This window comes from Amycolatopsis acidiphila (genome assembly GCF_021391495.1).
Lineage (GTDB): Bacteria > Actinomycetota > Actinomycetes > Mycobacteriales > Pseudonocardiaceae > Amycolatopsis_E > Amycolatopsis_E acidiphila.
Genome location: NZ_CP090063.1, coordinates 5,761,471 through 5,779,250 on the forward strand (window position 1 = coordinate 5,761,471; position 17,780 = coordinate 5,779,250).

The following is a 17,780-nucleotide window of genomic DNA, read 5'->3' on the forward strand; positions in this document are numbered from 1 at the left end:
GCGGGGCACCACAACCCGGCCGGGCTTTGTGTGCGCCAGGCCCATGGCCGTCACCCGCCGGGACTCCTAGCTTTTCCTGAGGCGACAAGGAGGTTTGCCGTGCCGAGCAGATTCGCGCTGGTGTGCGCCGCGGTCCTCGCGGCGATGGTCGTTCGCGTCTCCGCGGCGGCGGCACCCGGCTGTGCCGTGCCGGTTCCCGGAGCCGCGTACACGGAGTCGGCGTGCGTGAGCGATCTGACGACGGCGGGCGGCCACACGGTGGCGGCGGACTGGGCCGGGCTCACCTCGGCCGGGCTGCCCGTGCCGGGGCCCGTGCCGGGCGTGCAGATCGACGGGTACTTCCCGGACACCTCCACCACCAACACCAACCACGGCTGGAACCACGACGCGCAGTTCGTGCTGCGGCTGCCGCGGAACTGGAACGGCGGGCTGGTGGTCGGCGGCTCGCCGGGCAACCGGCGGCAGTACGCCAACGACCGGGCGATCGGCGACCAGGTGCTCGCGCAGGGGTATGCGTTCGCGGCCACCGACAAGGGGAACACGGGCTCGAGCTTCTTCGCCGACGACGAGCGGCCGGGTGACGCCATCGCCGAGTGGAACTTCCGGGTCACGCAGTTGACGATCGCCGCGAAGGCGACCGCCGCCCGCTACTACGGTCGCCCGCCGTCGCGGACCCTTGCCGCGGGGTTGTCGAACGGTGGCTACCTCGTGCGGTGGCAGCTGGAGAACCGGCCCGCGCTCTACGACGGCGGCGTGGACTGGGAGGGTACATTGTGGACGCAGCAGGACAACCTGCTGACGTTCCTGCCCACGGCGTTGCGGAACTACCCCGGATCGCCATCGTCCATTGTGGACTCCGTGTTCGCGCCGGGCTCGCAGTTCCTATGGGACTACCACTACCAGGTGTACTGGGATCTGACGCAGCGGATCTACCGGGAAGAGCTCGACCCCGGCTACGACGGCGACCTGGCGGCAGGAATTCCCTTCTGCGCCAGTGGAACCCCGGACTGCGACGCCGACTACGACTACGCGTCGCGGCCGGCGTCGGTGCACCGGGCGGTGGACCGGATCGCGCTGACCGGGCGGATCGGGAAGCCGCTGATCACGCTGCACGGCACGCTGGACACGCTGCTGCCGATCAGCCGGGACTCGGACGTGTACGACCGGATGATCACCGCCGCCGGCCGCGGCGGGCTGCACCGCTACTACCGCATCGAAGACGGGAACCACGTCGACTCGCTGTTCGACGCCTATCCGGACCGCCTCCGGCCGATGGCACCGTGCTTCCGGACCGCGTTCGCCACGCTGGCGGGCTGGCTGACCGGTCATCAGCCGCCGCGCTCCGAGACCGTGCCCCGCCCGGCGGGCGCGTCGGCGGCGGAGCTTGCGGGTTGGTGCGCGCTGAGCTGACTGGCGGGTTTCCGAAGCCGCTCAACTCCGCAGCGGCTGGAGGCGTAACGCCAACTGGATCTCCAGGGCGCGCGACGGCGACTGCCAGTCCTCGCCCAACAAGGAACCCACCCGCTCGAGTCGCTGCACCACTGTGTTCACGTGCACGTGCAACGCCTGCTTCGCGCGGTTCAACTGGCCGCCCGCGGCGAAGTACGCGTCGAGCGTGCGCACCAGTTCCGTACCCCGGCGCGCGTCGTACTCCAGGACCGGGCCCAGTGCGCGGCCGACGAAGCCGTCGAGGTCGGCGCGGTCGCCGAGCAGCACGCCGAGGAAGCCGAGCCCGTCCGCGGAGGCACCTTCCCCCGCGCGGCCCAGCGCCAGCAACGCCCGCAGGCAGCGGACCGCTTCGGCGTGGGCCTCGGCGATCGCCGACGGGCCGCGGGCAGGACCGGCCGCGCCCACCGTCACCGGACTGTCCACCATGGACCCCAGTTCCGCCGCGAGGCGAGAAGCCAGCGCGGAAGTATCTTCCGCGCGAGAGAGTAGGACCACCTCGTCCGCGTGGCTGCCCGCCAGGACCGCATGACGGGCGGCAGCCATCGCGAGCCGGCTGCGCGACACCGTCTCCGCGTGCGCCACGAGCACGACGTGCGCCTCGGCCAGGTCCACGCCCAGCCGCGCGGCCCGCGCCACCAGCGCACCGGGGTTGCGCTCGGGCGCGGTCAGCAGGTCCGTCAGCAGCTCGCCGCGCACCTCGTCCTCGGCCTTCGCCACCGACCGGCGCAGCATCAACAGCAACGCGGTGACCACCGCGGCCCGTTCGAACAGCCGCCGGTCCGCGTCGAGCAGCTCCGGCCGTCCCGCGAGCACGATGCTGCCCAGCGGCTCCGGCCCGGCCTGCACCGCGCAGACCCAGGTGTCCTCGCCGGCCACCGAGCGGCCCGAAGCCCGGGACGCGGCGACCGCTTCGGCCCGCGGCGCGGAAACCGCCGCCCCGGCGCGGGCGAGCTCGCCGCCCTCGGCGTCGAACAGCCCGATCGCCCCGTGCAGCACGTCGGCCACCGCGGCGGCGACGTCGGGCACGTCCCCGCCGCGCAGCACCAGGTCCATGAGCCGGTCGTGCGCCTCTTCCGCGCGGTGCATGGCCGCGCTGTGCGAGCTGATCTCCTCCAGCAGCCGCGCGTTGTCCAGCGCGATCGCGGCGTGGTCCGCGAGCGACGACAGCAGCGCCACCTCGTCGGGGGTGAACTCCCGCGGCGTGCGGTCCGACGCGTAGAGCACGCCGATCACCTCGCGGCCGCCCAGCGACAGCGGCACCCCGAGGATCGCGGCGAGCCCTTCGTCACGCACCGCGTCGTCGATCGGCGAGGTGTGCTGGAACCGGCGGTCGCGGAAGTAGTCCGGGCTGGCGTAGGGCCGGGCGGTCTGCGCGACCAGCCCGCCGATCCCCTCCCCCATCCCGAGCGCGACCTCCTTGAACAGCTGCGACACGCACCCGTCGGTGACCCGCATGTACGTCCGGCCCGCGGCCTCGTCGTTCAGGCTCAGGTACGACACGTCCGCGCCGAGCAGGGTCCGGGCGCGGCGCACGATCGAGCGCAGCACCGCGTCCGGGTCGTGCAGCCGCGCCAGGTCGCTGGCCGTGTCGAACAACGCGGTCAGCTCCGCCTCGCGGCGGCGGTGCGCGCTCAGCGTCGCGGAGATCCGCAGCGCCAGTTCGGTCGCCTTGCCCAGGTCCGGGTTCGCGGCCCCGGCCTCGGCGAGCTGCTCGCTGCCCGCCCCGCCGGCGAGCAGGTCGAGCAGCCGCAGCACGTCGTCCACCCGCTCATCGTCTCACTGCGTGGCGGGCGCCGAGGCCGTTTCGGCCGGCACGGAGTCGTGCAGCGAGGTCCGGGCCGTCTCGCGGGCACTGACCAGCGCGATCACCGTGAGCACGCACATCGCGACCACGTACAGCGAGACCGCCGTCGTGCCACCGGTGCTCTTGAACAACGCCACCGCGACGATCGGCGCCAGCGCGCCGGCCGCGATGGAGGACAGCTGGCCGCCGACGGACAGGCCGGTGTAGCGGACGCGGGTGCTGAACTGCTCGGCGAAGAACGCGGCCTGCGGCCCGTACATCGCGCCGTGCAGCACCAGCCCGATCGTCGCCGACACCGCGATCAGCAGTGGCGAGCGGGTGTCCATCAGCGCGAAGAACCCGAAGGCCCAGCCCGCCATCGCGACCGCGCCGAACAGGTACACCGGCTTGCGCCCGACCCGGTCGGACAGCGCGCCCCACAGCGGGATCGTCACGAAGTGCACGGCCGAGCCGATGAGCACCGCGTTGAGCCCGGCGGACTTGCCCAGCCCCAGCCCGGTGGTGACGTAGACCAGGATGAACGCGGTGAGCACGTAGTAGGACACGTTCTCGGCCATCCGGGCGCCGATCGTGACGAGCACCTGCCGCCAGCTGTTCCGGAACACCTCGACCACCGGCACGTGCGGCTCGGCCCGGCGCTCGGCCTTGCGCTGGGCGGCGAGGAACACCGGGGACTCGGTGACGGTCAGCCGGATCCACAGCCCGATCACCACCAGCACGCCCGAGAGCAGGAACGGGATCCGCCAGCCCCAGGACGCGAAGGCCGCGTCCGACTGCACGGCGGCGAGGACCGCGAGCACCGCGGTGGCCAGCAGATTCCCGCCCGGCGCGCCGCACTGCGGCCAGGAAGCCCAGAAGCCGCGGCGGGCGGCGTCGCCGTGCTCGGACACGATGAGCACCGCGCCGCCCCACTCACCACCGAGCGCGAAGCCCTGCACCAGCCGCAGCAGCGTGAGCAGCAGCGGCGCGGCCGCGCCGACGGCGGCGTAGCTGGGCAGCAGGCCCATCGCCGCGGTCGAGCCACCCATCAGCAGCAGGCTGAACACGAGCAGCTTCTTGCGCCCGATCTTGTCGCCGAAGTGACCGAACACCACACCGCCCAGCGGCCGGGCGAGGAAGCCGATCGCGTAGGTGGCGAACGAGAGCAGGGTGCCGGTCAGCGGATCGGCACCGGGGAAGAACAGCTTGTTGAACACGAGCGCGGCCGCGGAGCCGTAGAGGAAGAAGTCGTACCACTCGATGGTCGTGCCGATGAGGCTGGCGGCCACCACCTTCGCGATCGGCCGCCGCTCGGTGCCGGGACTGGACAAGGTCAACACTCCTTTGTGTCGCGGGGAAATCGGGGGTCAGGCGGCGGTCCAGCCGCCGTCGACGGGCAGCGAGACGCCGGTGACCTGGCGGGCGTGCTCGCCGCAGAGCCACCGCACCAGCCCGGCGACCTCGGCCGGGTCGATCAGCCGTTTGATGGCGGCCCGCCGCAGCAGGACCTGGCCGACCACTTCGGACTCGGCGAGCCCGTGTGCGGCGGCCTGGTCGCGGACCTGGTCGCGCACCAGCGGGGTGTCGACGTAGCCGGGGTTGACGCAGTTGCTGGTGACCCCGTGCGGCGCACCCTCCAGTGCGGCCACTTTGGACAGTCCTTCGAGCGCGTGCTTCGCCGCGACGTAGGCGGACTTGAACGGGCTCGCCCGCAGTCCGTGCACACTGGAGACGTTGACGATCCGGCCGTGGCCGCGGGCGTACATGTGCGGCAGGACCTTGCGGATCAGCAGGAACGGCGCGGTGACCATGACCTGCTGCACCCGGGCGAACACCTCGGGCGGGAACTCGGGCAGGGGCGCCACGTGCTGGAAGCCGGCGTTGTTGACCAGGATGTCGACCTCGGCCGGCAGCGCGTCGACCGCGGCCGGATCGGCGAGGTCGCAGGTGTGCGCCCAGCCGCCGGTCTCGGCGACGACGCGTTCGGCGGCGGCGCCGTCGATGTCGACGGCGTGCACCTTGGCCCCGGCATCGGCGAGCGCCAGGACGCACGCGCGCCCGATCCCGCTGCCAGCGCCCGTGACCAGGGCGATCCGGCCGTCCAGTTCGGTTACCGAGCCGTTCATAGCGACCGACCGTAAGCGCCGGAATGCGACCGGGCCATGTGCCTGGACACCACAGCTGTCGACCACGAAGTGGCCCTGGTCGCCACCCTTGATTACCTGACTAAGGTCAGAGAATGGAGAAGATCGAGCAGGTCAGGCGGTTCAACCGCACGGTGACGCAGCGGATCGGCGCGCTCAACGACGCGTACCTGTCACAGGACCGCCCGCTCGGGCAGGCGCGTGTGCTGTGGGAGATCGGCCCCGAGGGCTGCGACGTGCGGGCGCTGCGCGCGCGGCTGGACGTCGACTCGGGCTATCTCAGCCGCCTGCTGCGCGCGCTGGAGACCGACGGCCTGGTCGTCGTGGAGCGCAGCGAGGACGACGGGCGCGTCCGGACCGCGCGGCTCACCCCTAGCGGGCTCGCCGAGCGGGAGACCCTCGACAGCCGCTCCGACGAGCTGGCGACGTCGATCCTCGCACCGCTCAGCGAGCGGCAGCGCAGCCGGCTCGTCACCGCGATGGAGGAGGTCGAACGGCTGCTCCTCGCGTCCACTGTGGACGTCGCGGTGACGGATCCCCGTGCGCCGAGCGCCCGGTCGTGCTTGCGGGCGTACTTCGCGGAGATCGGCGAGCGCTTCGACGACGGCTTCGAGCACGGCCGTTCGCTGACCCCGGACGAGGCCGTGATGACCCCGCCGACCGGGGTGTTCCTGGTCGCCGCCCTGCACGGCGAGCCGGTCGGTTGCGGCGGCCTGCTGTTCGAGGACCAGGGTTCGGCCTACCTCAAGCGGATGTGGGTGTCGCCGTCCGCGCGCGGGCTCGGGCTGGGCCGGCGACTGCTCGCCGAGCTGGAGCAGCACGCCCTCGCCGGTGGCGCGCGCCTCGCACGACTGGAGACCAACCGGGTGCTGGGCGAGGCGATCGGGCTGTACCGCGCGGCCGGCTACCGCGAGGTGCCCGCCTTCAACGACGAGCCGTATGCCCATCACTGGTTCGAGAAGGAGCTGCACGTCGTGAGGTGACGTGGCAGGCCTGACGCAGCGGTGGGTGCGGCCCCGCCCGGAACCGCACCCACCGTCGTCACGGCACGAGGATCGCCCGGCCGCGGATCCGGCCCGCGTCCAGGTCGTCGAGCGCGTCCTGGAATCGGTCGAGCGGGTACTTCGTGGTGTGCAGGCGGACCTGGCCGCGCGCGGCCAGCACCATCAGCTCGCACAGGTCGTTGTAGCTGCCGACCAGGTTGCCGACGAAGTTGATCTCCGTGGAGATGATGTCGATCGTCGGCACGTCGATGTTCTCGCCGTAGCCCACCACGTGGTAGTCGCCGGCCCGCCGCAGCATCGCCACGCCGTCCTTGGTCGCACCGCCCTCGCCGACGAAGTCGATCACCGTCTCGGCGCCGTCGCCGCCGGTCAGTGCCAATACCTCCGCAACGTGGTCGCCGTCCGCGACCACCCCGTGGTCCGCCCCGATCGACACCGCCAGCTTGACCGCGTCCGGGTTCCGGTCCACCACGATCAGTTCGGCGGCCGTGATCGCCTTGAGCACCTGGATCCCGATGTGCCCGAGCCCGCCCGCGCCGATGACGACGCACCGGTAGCCGGGCCGCAACGTGCGGGCCGCCTTCGCCGCCGCGTGGTACGCCGTCAGGCCCGCGTCCGCCAGCGCCGCGACGTCCGCGGGCTCCAGCGAGTCGTCGATCCTGACCACGCTGCGCGCCGACGTCTTGAGGAACTCCGCGTAGCCACCGGCGGTGTCGATCCCGGGGAACTGGCTCTGTACACAGTGGACGTCGTCGCCGGAGCGGCAGGCCCGGCACAGGCCGCACGTCATCAGCGGGTGCACGATCACCTTGTCGCCCTCGGCGACGTTGGTGACCGCACTGCCGACCGCGTGCACCCAGCCCGCGTTCTCGTGCCCGATCGTGTAAGGCAGGCTCACCCCGGACTTCTCGGCCCACTGCCCCTCCAGGATGTGCAGGTCGGTCCGGCACACCCCCGCGCCGCCGATCCGGACGAGCACGTCGAACGGCCCGGTCACCGTCGGCTCGGGCACCTCGGCCGCCCGCAGTCTCTCGTGGTAGCCGACCACCTGGATCGCCTTCATGACGCCTTCTCCTCGGGGTATCGGGTGCGCAGCAGGCCGCGGCAGAAGTGGGCGTTGCCCTCGATCGAGATCCGGACCGAGCGGGCGAACCGCAGTCGCAGCGGGACTTCCTCGCGTGGGTACGGTTCGCCGTGCTCGTCGACCAGCACGGGCTCCGCCGGATCGGCACTCAGCCCGAGCGCTTCGCGGCGGCGCAGCAGCGCCTGTGTCTCCGGGGTGTCGGGCAGGTCGCCCAGCACGACGTCGTGCGGTTCCGCGCCGTCACGGACGAACCGCGTCAGCACGCGTTCCATCGCCGCGGTGTGCGCCTTGCGCCGGAACGTCAACCGCAGCTCCTCCAGCCCGGTCTCGGCCTCGTGCCCGAACGTGCCGCGGTAACCGGCGTCGGCGGCGAGGCCGCGGTTGATCAGGTCCGAGTCGTGGTGATCGTCGAGGACGACCGTGACCCGGGTGCCGAGCGCGGAGAGCACGTCCTTGGCGTCGGAGGCCATGAGGTAGGCGAAGTTCGGCGAGCAGAACGAGGTCGGCAGTCGCAGGTGGACGGTCAGCTCGCCGTCGCCCGCCTCGATCGAGCGGACGAAGCCGAGATCGGTGATCGGCTCGTCCAGCTCGGGGTCGAGCACGGCGTCGAGCGCCTTGCGTGCCGCTGTCACGAGATCCGGCATGTCACGCCACCGCCACGGCTTCGGTCCCGGCGTCCGTGCCGGCCTCGACGGGCAGCCGGCATTCCGCCGGGACCTCGATGTCGTACATCGCGGCCGCGTTCAGGCCGAGGATCTTCTTCTTCTGCGCCACCGTCAGCGGCGCGTACTCGGTCAGCTCCTCGGGGATCTGGAAGTCCACGAAGCGCTCGACCAGCCACCGCGGCGTCCACAGGGCGTAGTCGCTGGAGAACTGGATCCGGTTCTCGTCCAGCCAGTACAACAGCTCCCCGATGATCTGCCCGAAGTACTTGGGCCGGGTGTGGATGAACGGGATGGCGACGGCGAGGCCCGCGTGCACGTTCGGCTCCTGCGTGGCGATCCAGCAGAAGTCCTCCAGCCGCGGCAGCCCGCAGTGCTCGACGACGAAGTTCAGCTCGGTGAAGTCGGTCGCGACCTTGTCCACGTCGGCGACGTCGAAGGCGTCCCGGTCCAGCGGGCGGATCGTCGGTCCCTTGTGGACATGGATGTTCTTGATGCCCAGTTCCTGGCACACCTCGAGGTAACGGTAGGTCCACGGGTCGTCGAGCTTGTAGCCGCGCGAGTCGCCGTGCCATTCGGCGGTGTAGAGCTTGACACCCTTGAGCCCGAAGCGTTCGGCGTCGCGGCGCAACTGGCGCAACCCCTCCTCGCCGAAGCGGGGGTCGAAGTTGTGGTTGTAGGTCAGCTTGCCCGGGTGCTTCTGCGTGAGCGCGAAGGCCTCTTCGGTCTGGCCGAAGCCGTTCTTGTAGAACTCGCCCAGGCGCGCGGGCTGGAAGATCGCGTGGTCGACGTAGCCGTCCTCGAACAGGTCCTTCATCAGGCGGTCGCCGCCCTGGTAGAGGTACTCCTCGTAGGGCCACACCTCCGACTCCGGGCTCAGGTTGCGGTGGTAGTCGTAGAAGCAGTCGATGAACTGCTTGCCGTGGATGTTGAGCTGGTTCTCCGGACGCGCGTCCCACAGGGCGATGTGCGCGTCGACGATGAAGTAGTTCTCGCCGTCCTTGGTGTACACGGGTCCTCCGAGCGGTGCGTGACTGCTGTGGCACGTTCGGGAGCGAAGGTAGGCGCATGCCGCCCGCCCGCGGGGTGCCCGGCCGTCTCATTTTGAGACAAGCGGGTGACCGGGGCCACGCGCACCGGCAGGTACCGTGAGGTCACAGGCCGCAGTGGCGCGTCTTGGAGGTCGGAGTGGAGCGCTCAGCACACGAGGTCGCGGTCCCGGCGAGGCTGCGTGCGTCCTGGCAGCGCAGCGAGCGGTACGGCGCTCCGCTGGACGAGGTCGAGCCGGTGTTCACCAGCACCGTCGACGACGGGTCGCTGTTCTACGAATGCGGCCACGAGGTCCTCGAGAACCTGCACCAGACGCTGGCGAACGAGCCGGTCAGCCTGATGCTCACCGACAGCGAAGGCCTGGTGCTGAGCAGGCTGTGCAGCGACAGCACGATCCTGCGCTCGCTCGACCGCGTGCACCTGGCGCCCGGTTTCTACTATTCCGAGCGCAACGCCGGCACCAACGGGCTCGGCCTCGCGCTCGCCGACAGGGCACCGACGCTGGTCAGCGCCGAGCAGCACTACTGCGCGGGCCTGTGGGGATACACCTGCGCGGCCGCGCCGGTCGTCGACCCGGCCACCGGGGTGCTGCTGGGCAGCGTGAACCTGACGACCTGGTCGCAGTCGTCGAAGCAGCTGCTGCTCGCCGTCGCGCAGGCGGCCGCGGGCAACACCGCGGCGCTGATGATGGCGCGGGGTTCGGGGCGCACGCCGCGGCCCGCGCCGCGCGGCGAGGTGTTCCGCGTCTACAGCGACCGCACGCCCTCGGCGCTGCCGCTGTCGCAAGGCTGGCGGCAGGCGCTGGCCGAGGCGGAAACCGCGATGGCACAAGGACGGGTGCTGGCGGTCGTCGGCGAACCGGGCGCGGGCAAGACGGCGCTCGCGTCGCTGGCGCGGCGTTCGATCCGGCCACGCGAGCGGGTGCTCAACGCCCGGCCGCCCGCGCCGCGGGATGCGGACGCGTGGCTCGCGTTGTGGGCGCCGGAGCTGGGCAAGGACGACACGTGCGTGATCGTGTCCGGGGTCGACGCGCTGCCGGCGTCGGCCGCGGAGGAGCTGGCGGACGCGCTCGCGGGCGTCCCGGCGTCGGCGTTCACGATGACCGCGGACGACCACACCGCGGTGCCGGAGGTACTCGCCGAGCTGATCGACGCCGTCGTCGAGGTGCCCGCGCTGCGGTACCGGCCCGACGACATCGAGCCGCTCGCGGACCACTTCGCCGGGCGCCGCCGCTTCACACCGGCGGCGATGCGCGCGCTGACGGCCTACCAGTGGCCGGGGAACGTCAAGCAGTTGCGGGAGGTCGTGCGCCAGGCGGCGCGCGCCGACGTGATCGACACGCGGCACCTGGCGCCGGAGGTCTTCAGCGGCGCCACCCACCGGCTGACCCGCATCGAGGCCGTCGAGCGGGACGAGATCGTGCGCTGCCTGACCCAGCCGGGCGCGAGCGTCGCCAAGGCGGCCACGATGCTGGGGATGAGCCGCGCGACGATCTACCGGAAGATCGCGCACTACGACATCAAGGTCCCGGGACGGTAATTCGCTGGCGTGGCCGCGGTGGCCGCGCCACAGTGCGTCCATGCGGGAGGACCATTTCGGCGAGGACGTGGCGGACGGCTACGACCAGGCGGTGGGCGAGCTGTTCGCACCGCCGGTCATCGAGGCGACGGTGGGTTTCCTCGCCGCGCTGGCGGACGGGGGCGCCGCGCTGGAGCTGGGGATCGGTACGGGCCGGGTCGCGCTCCCGCTGAGCGAGGCCGGCGTCGCGGTGCACGGCATCGACCTGTCCCCGGCGATGCTCGCCCGGCTGCGGGCGAAACCGGGAGCCGCGCGGATCGGGGCGACCCAGGGGATTTCGCGCACCAGCGGGTGGCGGGCACGTTCGGCCTGGTGTACCTGGTGTTCAACACGATCGGCAACCTGACCACGCAGGACGACCAGGTGGCGTGCTTCGTGAACGCCGCGCGGCATCTCGAACCCGGCGGCACGTTCGTCGTCGAGGTCGGCGTGCCGGAACTGCGGCGGCTGCCGCCGGGTGAGTCCGTCCGGCCGTTCGCCGTCAGCCCGACGAGGCTGGGCTTCGACGAGTACGACGTGGCGACGCAGGGGCTGATCTCGCACCACTTCACGGTCGAAGGCGGCCGGCTGCGGACGAAGTCGATGCCGTTCCGGTACGTGTGGCCCGCGGAGCTGGACCTGATGGCGCGGCTCGCGGGCCTGCGCCTGCGGCACCGGTACGAGGACTGGCAGCGCACGCCGTTCACGAGCGAGAGCCGGCAGCACGTCTCGGTGTGGGAGAAGCCCGAGGCGAGCAGCAGGCCCGGCCCCGTGGTCAGTCCACGATCGTGACCGTTGCGACCTCGGTCAGGCCCGAGACCCGCAGCACGCGGGCCAGCAGGGACGACGCGACGATCCGCAGCTCGTTGTCCGCCGTGCAGCCGAACAGGCTCGTCAGTCCCGAGCTGTCCAGGTACTCCACCTTCGTCAGGTCGATCGTCGCCGAGGCGGTGCCGCGCAGGGTCGCTTCCAGCGCCGAGCGGAACCGCTCGACGTTGCTCATGTCGATCTCCCCGGTGAGCACGAGCACCCGCCCGCCCTCGGGGGCTTCGCGCAGCGACGTGGTGAAGGGCGTCGGCATCAGGTGGTCCTCCACTGCATCGTTACGGTCGTCCCCGCGCCGGAGGTGTCGATGGTGACCGTTTCCGCCAGCGCGCGCATCATGTCCAGCCCCCGCCCGCGCAGCACGTGGTTGTCCGGCGGGGGGATCCGCCAGGTGCCGCTGTCGCGCACGACGACCGTCAGCGAGCCGCCGGTGTGGTCCGCGCTCAGCCCCACCTCGGCGTCCTCGGCGCCCGGGTACGCGTGCTCGATCGAGTTCGTGCACGCCTCCCCCACCGCGACGAGCACGTCCTGGGCCAGGTTCCGCGACAGCCCCAGCGGCTCGAACCACTCCCGCAGCGCCGCCCGGATCACGGCCAGGCTCCCCGGCTCGGCCGGGAACGACCGCTCGAACGACGCCCGCGGCCTGCGGTACACCAGCAGCGCGACGTCGTCGTCGTAGCCGCTCTCCGGTTGCAGGCGCGTCATCAGGTTCGACGCCAGCTCCTCCAGGTCCGCCGCCCGCCCCTGCTTGGCGACCTCCGCCGCGCGGTCGATCCCGGTGTCGAGCGGCTGCCGCCGCCGTTCGACCAGACCGTCGGTGTAGAGCAGCAGCACCGAACCGGCCGGGACGGCGACCGTGGTCTCGGGCCGGGTGGCGCGGCTGCCGACCGCGAGCGGCACCCCGCCCGCCTCGTCAAGGCAGCCGATACCGCCCCCGGCGTCGACGAGGATGCCCGGCGGATGACCCGCGCTGCTGTAGGTGAGCGTGCCCGCGCCCGCGTCGAGCACCCCGCAGAACACCGTGGTGCACGCGGCGCCCGGCAGCTGGCCGGCGAACCGGTCGAGCGCGCTCAACGTGTGCCGCGGGCTGCTCGCCTCCAGCAACAGCGCCCGGCACGCGCTGCGCAGCTGCCCCATCACGGCGGCCGCCGCCAGCCCGCGCCCGACGCAGTCGCCGACCACGATGCCGGTCCGCCCGCCCGGCAGCGGCACCACGTCGTACCAGTCGCCGCCGACCTCCAGCGGCGGCGTGGCCGGCTCGTACCGGACGGCGAACCCCGGCGGCAGCTCGGCGGGCCCAAGCACCGAGCGTTGCAACGCCAGCGCCACGTCGCGTTGCTGGTCGGCCACGTGCGCGCGGCGCAGCGCCTGCGCGAGCGTGCCGCACAACAGCACCAGCAGCGTCTCGTCCTCGGTGCCGAGCGGGCGCGCCGGATCGGGCTCGACCCAGATCGCCAGCTGCCCGTCGGGATGGTCCACAGTGGTCCCCGCACCCGGGGTTCCCGTTGCGGCGTCGGAGGTTCCGGCGTGCAGGGGCGGCAGCACGCGCAACCCCTCGATCGCCTGGCGCAGCGCCTTCGGCAGGTCCTGCCACGTGGAGTCCGCGGCACTGGTCGAGGCCAGCGCGGGCTCGTCCGCATTGCGCCAGGTGACGGCGAGGACCCGGCGCGCGTCCCACAGCTCCTTGAGGAACTCCAGGGCGTGCTGCACCACCTCCGGCTCACCCGCGGCCCGCGCGAGCCGCTGGCCCAGCGCCGCGAGAGCGCTTTCCCGCAGGACGGTGTAGCGCTCGGCGGTGACGTCGCGGATCGTGGCCACCAGCATCCGGCGGGACTGGTCGTCGTTCAGCGCGTTGTAGTTCAGCGCCGCCCACACCCGGTGTCCGTCGCGATGCCGGAACGGCAGCACGAAGCTGCCCGAGGGCTCCGACAACGACTCGCCGAAAGCCTTGCGGACCTCCGCGTACGCGGCCGGATCGGCCTGGGGGTCGGGCCACCACGGGTGGTCCGGCTCGTAGGGCAGCCCCTCCGGCCCGAAGCCGAGCAGGTCGGCGAACGCGGCGTTCACCTCGACGATCGCGCCCGTGCTGTCGCTGACGAAGAAGCCCTCCTGCAGCGAGTCGATCATCGCCGCACGCCAGCGGATGTGCTGGCCGCGCACCCGCGCCAGCTCCACCGTGGCTCGCACGCGTGCGAGCAGCTCGCGCGCGGAGAACGGCTTGACCAGGTAGTCGTCGGCACCGGCGGCGAGGCCTTCGATCGCGGCCTCCTGCCCGGCGCGCGCCGACAGCAGCAGCACCGGCACCCCCGCGGTCCGCGCGTCGCCGCGCAACGCCGAGAGCAGCTGCAACCCGTCGAGCCCCGGCATCATCACGTCGCTCACGATGAGGTCCGGCGGCGTGGCCCGCGCGGCCGCGAGCGCGGCGAGGCCGTCGCCGACGGCCGCCACCTCGTAGCGCGGCCGCAGCAGGCGGAGCAGGTAGTCGCGCATGTCGGCGTTGTCGTCGGCGATGAGCACGCGTGCGTGCGGTTCGCCGGAAGGCGCCGGTGCCCGCTCGGCGCCGGTGCTCGCGCCGGACACCTCCGGCGCGTCCACGGGCAGCCACCGCAACGCTTCCTGCACGAACGGTTCGGCCGACTCCGACGCCACCCCGGCAGCCGTCGGGTGGTTCACCACGTGCTGTGCGGGCAGGTGCGCCGACCCCAGCGGCAGCCGGACGGTGAACGTCGTGCCGACGTCCGGGGTGCTCTCGGCGTCGATCGTGCCGCCGTGCAGGTGCACCAGCTCCCGCACCAGCGCCAGCCCGATCCCGCTGCCCTCGTTGGACCGCGCCCGCGCCGACGGGATGCGGTGGAAGCGCTCGAACAGCCGGGGCATCTCGCTTTCCCCGATGCCGATGCCGGTGTCGGCCACCGTGACCACGGCGTGGCCGTCGTTTCCGCCCACTGTCACCCTGATGGTGCCGTCGAAGGTGTACTTGACCGCGTTGGACAGCAGGTTGAGGACGACCTTCTCCCACATCCCGCGGTCGACGAACGCCTGCCGGGGCAGCGGCGGACAGTCGACGTCGAACTCCAGGCCCGCCTTCTCCACCGCCGCCCGGAACAGGCTGGCCAGCTCGGCGGTGAACACCGGGAGGTCCACCGGCTCGTAGCGCGCCTGCATGCGGCCGGCCTCGATGCGGGAGAAGTCGAGCAGATTGTTCACCAGCTTGCCCAGCCGCAGCCCGTTGCGGTGGATGACCTCGACCTCTTCGCGCAGCCGCTCGTCGGTGATCTCCTCGCGCAGCTCGGCGGCGGGACCGAGGATCAGGGTCAGCGGGGTGCGGAACTCGTGGCTGATGTTGGAGAAGAACGTCGTCTTGGCCTCGTCGAGGGCGGCGAGCTCCTCGGCGCGGCGCTGCTGGTCCCGGTAGGCGGCGGCGCTGTTGACCAGGGCGCTGGTCTGCTGCGCGACGAGGTCGAAGAACGTCCGGTACGAGTCGTCGAGCAGGCGGCCCGAACTGGCGGCGAGCACGATCACGCCGACGGTGTCGGCGCCGGTCTCGCCCTGCAGCGGCAGCACCATCGCCTGCGCGGGCGCGGTGGTCCAGCCGCCGGCGGGCAACTCGCCGTACCGGGCCGCGACGTCCGGCACGACCCGCGGCTCGCCGTCCTCGAGCACGGCGTGCAGCGGCCAGCCACCGGGACCGTCCGGCAGTGGCTCGGGCGCGCCGCCTTCGGTTGTCGTCGCCGCGAGCTCCAGCGCCCCGGTGCCGTCCCGGCAGAGGTACATCGCCGCGTACGGCACGTCCGCGCCCGAGCCCTTGAGCACGTCCGCCACCAGCGCGCACGCTTCGCCCGTGGTGCGGGCGATCCCGGCCTGCGCGCTCAGCTCGCGCAGCTCGGCCAGCCGGCGTTCGCCGATCACCCGTTCCGTCGTGTCGCTGACCGCGGTGAACACGGCGCGCACCTGGCCGTCGTCGTCGTGCAGCGGGCTGTAGGAGTAGGTCCAGTAGGTCTCCTCCCAGTAGCCGTGCCGGTTCATCGGCAGCAGGAGGTCCTCGGACCAGGTGGCCGCGCCGGTCGCCATCACGCCGCGCAGCATCGGGCCGATGATGTGCCAGATCTCGGTCCACACCTGCTCGCCCGGCTTGTCCAGCGCGGGGTGCTTGGTGCCCAGCAGTGGCAGGTAGGCGTCGTTGTAGAGGAACCGCAGCTGTTCGCCCCACCAGATGATCATGGGGAAGCGGGAGGTCAGGCAGATGCGGACCGCGGTGCGCAGGCTCGCCGGCCAGCGCGCCGGTTCGCCGAGCGGGGACACGGCCCAGCCGAACTCGCGCATCCGGGCCGCCATCTGGCCGGCGCCAGGGAAAAACGTTTCGAGCTCACCACTCATCCGCTCCTCCTTCCGCCGCCGCGGCCAGGGTTCCCGAGATTACCCGGTCGAGGCCGGGCGGACCGGGTTCACCGCGGCCACCCGGTGGAGTGACCTTCTGCGGGACCACACGCAGCGAGCGCGCCGGAGAAGCGCCGCGGGGAGGACCGATCGGGGGCGGATCCCCGCAGGCAACTGTCCTGGCGGGAGCGAGCGCAGTAGGGTTTGGCGCTCCGGGAGGCCGAGGACGTCCGCCCCGCACCCGCCGTGCCCTCGAAACAGAAAGCCCTGCCGCATGATCACCATGAAGAAACTGCCGTTCGGCAAGGTCCGGGTGACCTTCTCGCTGGAGCGGGACCAGGTGCCCGGCCCGACGAGCGTCGTCGGCTGCTTCAACGACTGGACCCCGGGCAGCCACGTGCTGCGTGGCCGCTCCAACGGCCGGAAGTCGGCGTCGATCACGCTGCCCACGGGCAGCGTCGTGTCGTTCCGCTACCTCAGCGACGGGGGTCGCTGGAGCGACGACCCGGCCATCGCCGACCGCGACGACCGCGGTAACGGCCGCCTGGCGATCTGAAGCCCGTCAGCGCCGCCACCAGCGCCGCCGCGGCTGTTCCCGCGGCGGCGCCTCGGGCTCCGCGGCCGAGCGCCGGCGGGACTCACGCCAGCGGGCCACGACCTCGTCGGCGTCGACGGGCGCGACGTGCACCCGCGGCCCGGACGGCGCCCGCAGCCACGCCGCGATGCGCCGGTTCAGCTCGCGCACCGCGTCCCGCACCAGGCGCTCGGTCGGCAGCGCGCGGACCGTCTCGGGCAGCCGGTCGATCTCCTTGCGCAGCTTGACCGGTTCGGGCAGCAGCACGTCGGCCGAGAGCCCCTCGCGCCGGAGCTTCTCCCTGATCCACCACATCTCGTCGTAGGGCTTGTTCAGCCCCGGCAACGGTTTCCCGGCTCCGGGCAGGTTGTCGAAGGCGCCGCGCTCCTGTGCCTGGCGGATCTGCTTGTCGACCCACGACTCGAAGCTCACCCAGGGCGGCTTGCGTTCGGCCATGGCTCCAGTGTGCCCGCTCGCCCCGTCGAGTGGATTCGCCGCGCGCGGACGCGGGTACTTCCAGGCGATGAACCTCCATCGACTGCTGCGGTCCGCCGAGCAGGTGCGGGCGCTCGACCGTCCGGCGGGCGCCGTCGCCCGCGTCCTGCGCAAGGCGCTGCGCAACCCCGCCGTCGACGGCGCGCTGCGCGGCTCGTGGCTGGGCCATCCGGTGCATCCCATCCTGGTCACGATGCCGATCGGCGCCTGGGTCAGCTCGGCGGTGTTCGACCTCGTGTTCTCGCAGCCGAAGGCCGCCCGGCGGCTGCAGGCGATCGGGCTCGTGGCGGTGCCGCCGACGGTCCTGTTCGGGCTCGCGGACTACTCGGGTCTCGACGTCGAGCAGCGGCGGGTCGGCGCGCTGCACGCGGCCGCGAACGCCGTGTCCGCGGGTTGCTTCCTCGCCGCGTGGCTGTCGAAGAGCCAGGGCGCGAACCGGGCCTGGGGCATGAGCGGCCTGCTCGCCGTCGGCGTGGGCGGCGCGCTCGGCGGGCACCTGTCCTACTCCCAGGGCGCGGGCGTCCGCCGCTGGGAGGCGTTGCCGTTCCAGCGGCGGCCCCCGGTCACCGACCCGGCGGCCGCGGGCTGGGAGCACGCGCGGTAGAAGCGGCGCCCGGCCGCCGCGTACCCCGCTCGAAGGACGGTCCCTCGAGGTAGCGGACCTTGGCCAGCACGGCGTGCGCCGCGACCGGCGGGAACACCAGCCGGCCGGCCGGACGCCGCGACGCCCACCCGACCAGACGGAGCGGGCGCCGGCCGCGGTGCGGGCGTTCACG

The 17,780-nt window shown here is 72.5% G+C and carries 16 protein-coding genes; 7 read left to right on the forward strand and 9 right to left on the reverse strand.

Annotation, left to right across the window (positions count from 1 at the left end; genetic code table 11):
• Positions 1–144 precede the first annotated feature (144 nt).
• A complete protein-coding gene (locus LWP59_RS28290) occupies positions 145–1,410 on the forward strand; it encodes a tannase/feruloyl esterase family alpha/beta hydrolase (protein WP_144638399.1) in 1,266 nt (421 codons plus the stop codon).
• 21 nt (positions 1,411–1,431) lie between these two features.
• Here LWP59_RS28290 and LWP59_RS28295 read toward each other — a convergent pair whose 3' ends face one another.
• From LWP59_RS28295 to LWP59_RS28305, 3 genes are read right to left on the reverse strand one after another with little or no spacing between them, the layout of a single operon-like run.
• The gene (locus LWP59_RS28295; RefSeq protein WP_144638315.1) at positions 1,432–3,213 is read right to left on the reverse strand and encodes a helix-turn-helix domain-containing protein; all 1,782 of its coding nucleotides are present in this window, start codon (positions 3,211–3,213) and stop codon (positions 1,432–1,434) included.
• Positions 3,214–3,225: 12 nt separating this feature from the next.
• Complete coding sequence (locus LWP59_RS28300) at positions 3,226–4,563, reverse strand: MFS transporter (RefSeq protein ID WP_186383231.1); 1,338 nt, start codon at positions 4,561–4,563, stop codon at positions 3,226–3,228.
• A 36-nt stretch (positions 4,564–4,599) separates the two neighbouring features.
• On the reverse strand, positions 4,600–5,358 hold the full coding sequence (locus LWP59_RS28305) for a 3-hydroxybutyrate dehydrogenase (protein WP_144638313.1): 759 nt from the start codon (positions 5,356–5,358) through the stop codon (positions 4,600–4,602).
• Between the two features lie 113 nt (positions 5,359–5,471).
• Here LWP59_RS28305 and LWP59_RS28310 point away from each other — a divergent pair, with 113 nt between their 5' ends.
• Positions 5,472–6,359: a bifunctional helix-turn-helix transcriptional regulator/GNAT family N-acetyltransferase gene (locus tag LWP59_RS28310; RefSeq protein WP_144638311.1), complete on the forward strand. Its 888-nt coding sequence runs from the start codon at positions 5,472–5,474 to the stop codon at positions 6,357–6,359.
• A 58-nt stretch (positions 6,360–6,417) separates the two neighbouring features.
• Here LWP59_RS28310 and LWP59_RS28315 read toward each other — a convergent pair whose 3' ends face one another.
• From LWP59_RS28315 to LWP59_RS28325, 3 genes are read right to left on the reverse strand one after another with little or no spacing between them, the layout of a single operon-like run.
• Entirely contained in the window at positions 6,418–7,443 is a 1,026-nt protein-coding gene (locus LWP59_RS28315) for an NAD(P)-dependent alcohol dehydrogenase (protein ID WP_144638309.1), read from the reverse strand.
• Positions 7,440–8,108, reverse strand: a complete 669-nt coding sequence (locus tag LWP59_RS28320; protein ID WP_144638307.1) for an iron-sulfur cluster assembly protein — start codon at positions 8,106–8,108, stop codon at positions 7,440–7,442. The genes LWP59_RS28315 and LWP59_RS28320 overlap by 4 nt, the downstream gene beginning before the upstream one ends.
• A 1-nt stretch (position 8,109) precedes the next feature.
• A complete protein-coding gene (locus tag LWP59_RS28325) occupies positions 8,110–9,138 on the reverse strand; it encodes an amidohydrolase family protein (RefSeq protein ID WP_144638305.1) in 1,029 nt (342 codons plus the stop codon).
• Positions 9,139–9,314: 176 nt separating this feature from the next.
• Here LWP59_RS28325 and LWP59_RS28330 point away from each other — a divergent pair, with 176 nt between their 5' ends.
• From LWP59_RS28330 to LWP59_RS40810, 3 genes are read left to right on the forward strand one after another with little or no spacing between them, the layout of a single operon-like run.
• Positions 9,315–10,715, forward strand: coding sequence for an AAA-type ATPase lid domain-containing protein (locus LWP59_RS28330; protein ID WP_144638304.1), 1,401 nt, complete (start codon positions 9,315–9,317; stop codon positions 10,713–10,715).
• A gap of 40 nt (positions 10,716–10,755) precedes the next feature.
• Positions 10,756–11,100, forward strand: a complete 345-nt coding sequence (locus LWP59_RS40805) for a methyltransferase domain-containing protein (RefSeq protein WP_308431718.1) — start codon at positions 10,756–10,758, stop codon at positions 11,098–11,100.
• Positions 11,046–11,525 (forward strand): hypothetical protein, encoded by a 480-nt coding sequence (locus LWP59_RS40810; protein WP_308431717.1) that lies wholly within the window; start codon positions 11,046–11,048, stop codon positions 11,523–11,525. Before LWP59_RS40805 ends, LWP59_RS40810 begins: the two co-directional genes overlap by 55 nt.
• Here LWP59_RS40810 and LWP59_RS28340 read toward each other — a convergent pair.
• Both LWP59_RS28340 and LWP59_RS28345 read right to left on the reverse strand, forming a co-directional pair.
• Complete coding sequence (locus tag LWP59_RS28340) at positions 11,509–11,814, reverse strand: STAS domain-containing protein (RefSeq protein ID WP_144638302.1); 306 nt, start codon at positions 11,812–11,814, stop codon at positions 11,509–11,511. The genes LWP59_RS40810 and LWP59_RS28340 overlap by 17 nt on opposite strands.
• The gene (locus LWP59_RS28345) at positions 11,814–15,935 is read right to left on the reverse strand and encodes a SpoIIE family protein phosphatase (protein WP_144638300.1); all 4,122 of its coding nucleotides are present in this window, start codon (positions 15,933–15,935) and stop codon (positions 11,814–11,816) included. The genes LWP59_RS28340 and LWP59_RS28345 overlap by 1 nt, the downstream gene beginning before the upstream one ends.
• Before the next feature lie 283 nt (positions 15,936–16,218).
• Between LWP59_RS28345 and LWP59_RS28350 the strand changes: the two genes are divergently transcribed.
• Positions 16,219–16,491 (forward strand): isoamylase early set domain-containing protein, encoded by a 273-nt coding sequence (locus tag LWP59_RS28350; protein WP_308431716.1) that lies wholly within the window; start codon positions 16,219–16,221, stop codon positions 16,489–16,491.
• A 6-nt stretch (positions 16,492–16,497) separates the two neighbouring features.
• On the opposite strand, the gene LWP59_RS28355 is transcribed toward LWP59_RS28350, so the two are convergent.
• Entirely contained in the window at positions 16,498–16,965 is a 468-nt protein-coding gene (locus LWP59_RS28355; RefSeq protein ID WP_144638296.1) for a DnaJ family domain-containing protein, read from the reverse strand.
• 67 nt (positions 16,966–17,032) lie between these two features.
• Between LWP59_RS28355 and LWP59_RS28360 the strand changes: the two genes are divergently transcribed.
• Positions 17,033–17,608 carry a DUF2231 domain-containing protein gene (locus LWP59_RS28360; protein WP_222425528.1) on the forward strand — a complete coding sequence of 192 codons (576 nt, stop codon included), beginning with the start codon at positions 17,033–17,035 and terminating at the stop codon, positions 17,606–17,608.
• Positions 17,609–17,780 lie beyond the last annotated feature (172 nt).

Excerpts from the sequence above, each read along its gene's own strand:
- LWP59_RS28345 (WP_144638300.1), bottom strand. The coding sequence starts at position 15,935 with ATGAGTGGTGAGCTCGAAACGTTTTTCCCTGGCGCCGGCCAGATGGCG.
- LWP59_RS28355 (WP_144638296.1), bottom strand. The coding sequence starts at position 16,965 with ATGGCCGAACGCAAGCCGCCCTGGGTGAGCTTCGAGTCGTGGGTCGAC.
- LWP59_RS28310 (WP_144638311.1), top strand. The coding sequence starts at position 5,472 with ATGGAGAAGATCGAGCAGGTCAGGCGGTTCAACCGCACGGTGACGCAG.
- LWP59_RS28305 (WP_144638313.1), bottom strand. The coding sequence starts at position 5,358 with ATGAACGGCTCGGTAACCGAACTGGACGGCCGGATCGCCCTGGTCACG.
- LWP59_RS28340 (WP_144638302.1), bottom strand. The coding sequence starts at position 11,814 with ATGCCGACGCCCTTCACCACGTCGCTGCGCGAAGCCCCCGAGGGCGGG.
- LWP59_RS28315 (WP_144638309.1), bottom strand. The coding sequence starts at position 7,443 with ATGAAGGCGATCCAGGTGGTCGGCTACCACGAGAGACTGCGGGCGGCC.
- LWP59_RS28320 (WP_144638307.1), bottom strand. The coding sequence starts at position 8,108 with ATGCCGGATCTCGTGACAGCGGCACGCAAGGCGCTCGACGCCGTGCTC.
- LWP59_RS40805 (WP_308431718.1), top strand. The coding sequence starts at position 10,756 with ATGCGGGAGGACCATTTCGGCGAGGACGTGGCGGACGGCTACGACCAG.
- LWP59_RS28350 (WP_308431716.1), top strand. The coding sequence starts at position 16,219 with ATGAAGAAACTGCCGTTCGGCAAGGTCCGGGTGACCTTCTCGCTGGAG.
- LWP59_RS28360 (WP_222425528.1), top strand. The coding sequence starts at position 17,033 with ATGAACCTCCATCGACTGCTGCGGTCCGCCGAGCAGGTGCGGGCGCTC.
- LWP59_RS28290 (WP_144638399.1), top strand. The coding sequence starts at position 145 with ATGGTCGTTCGCGTCTCCGCGGCGGCGGCACCCGGCTGTGCCGTGCCG.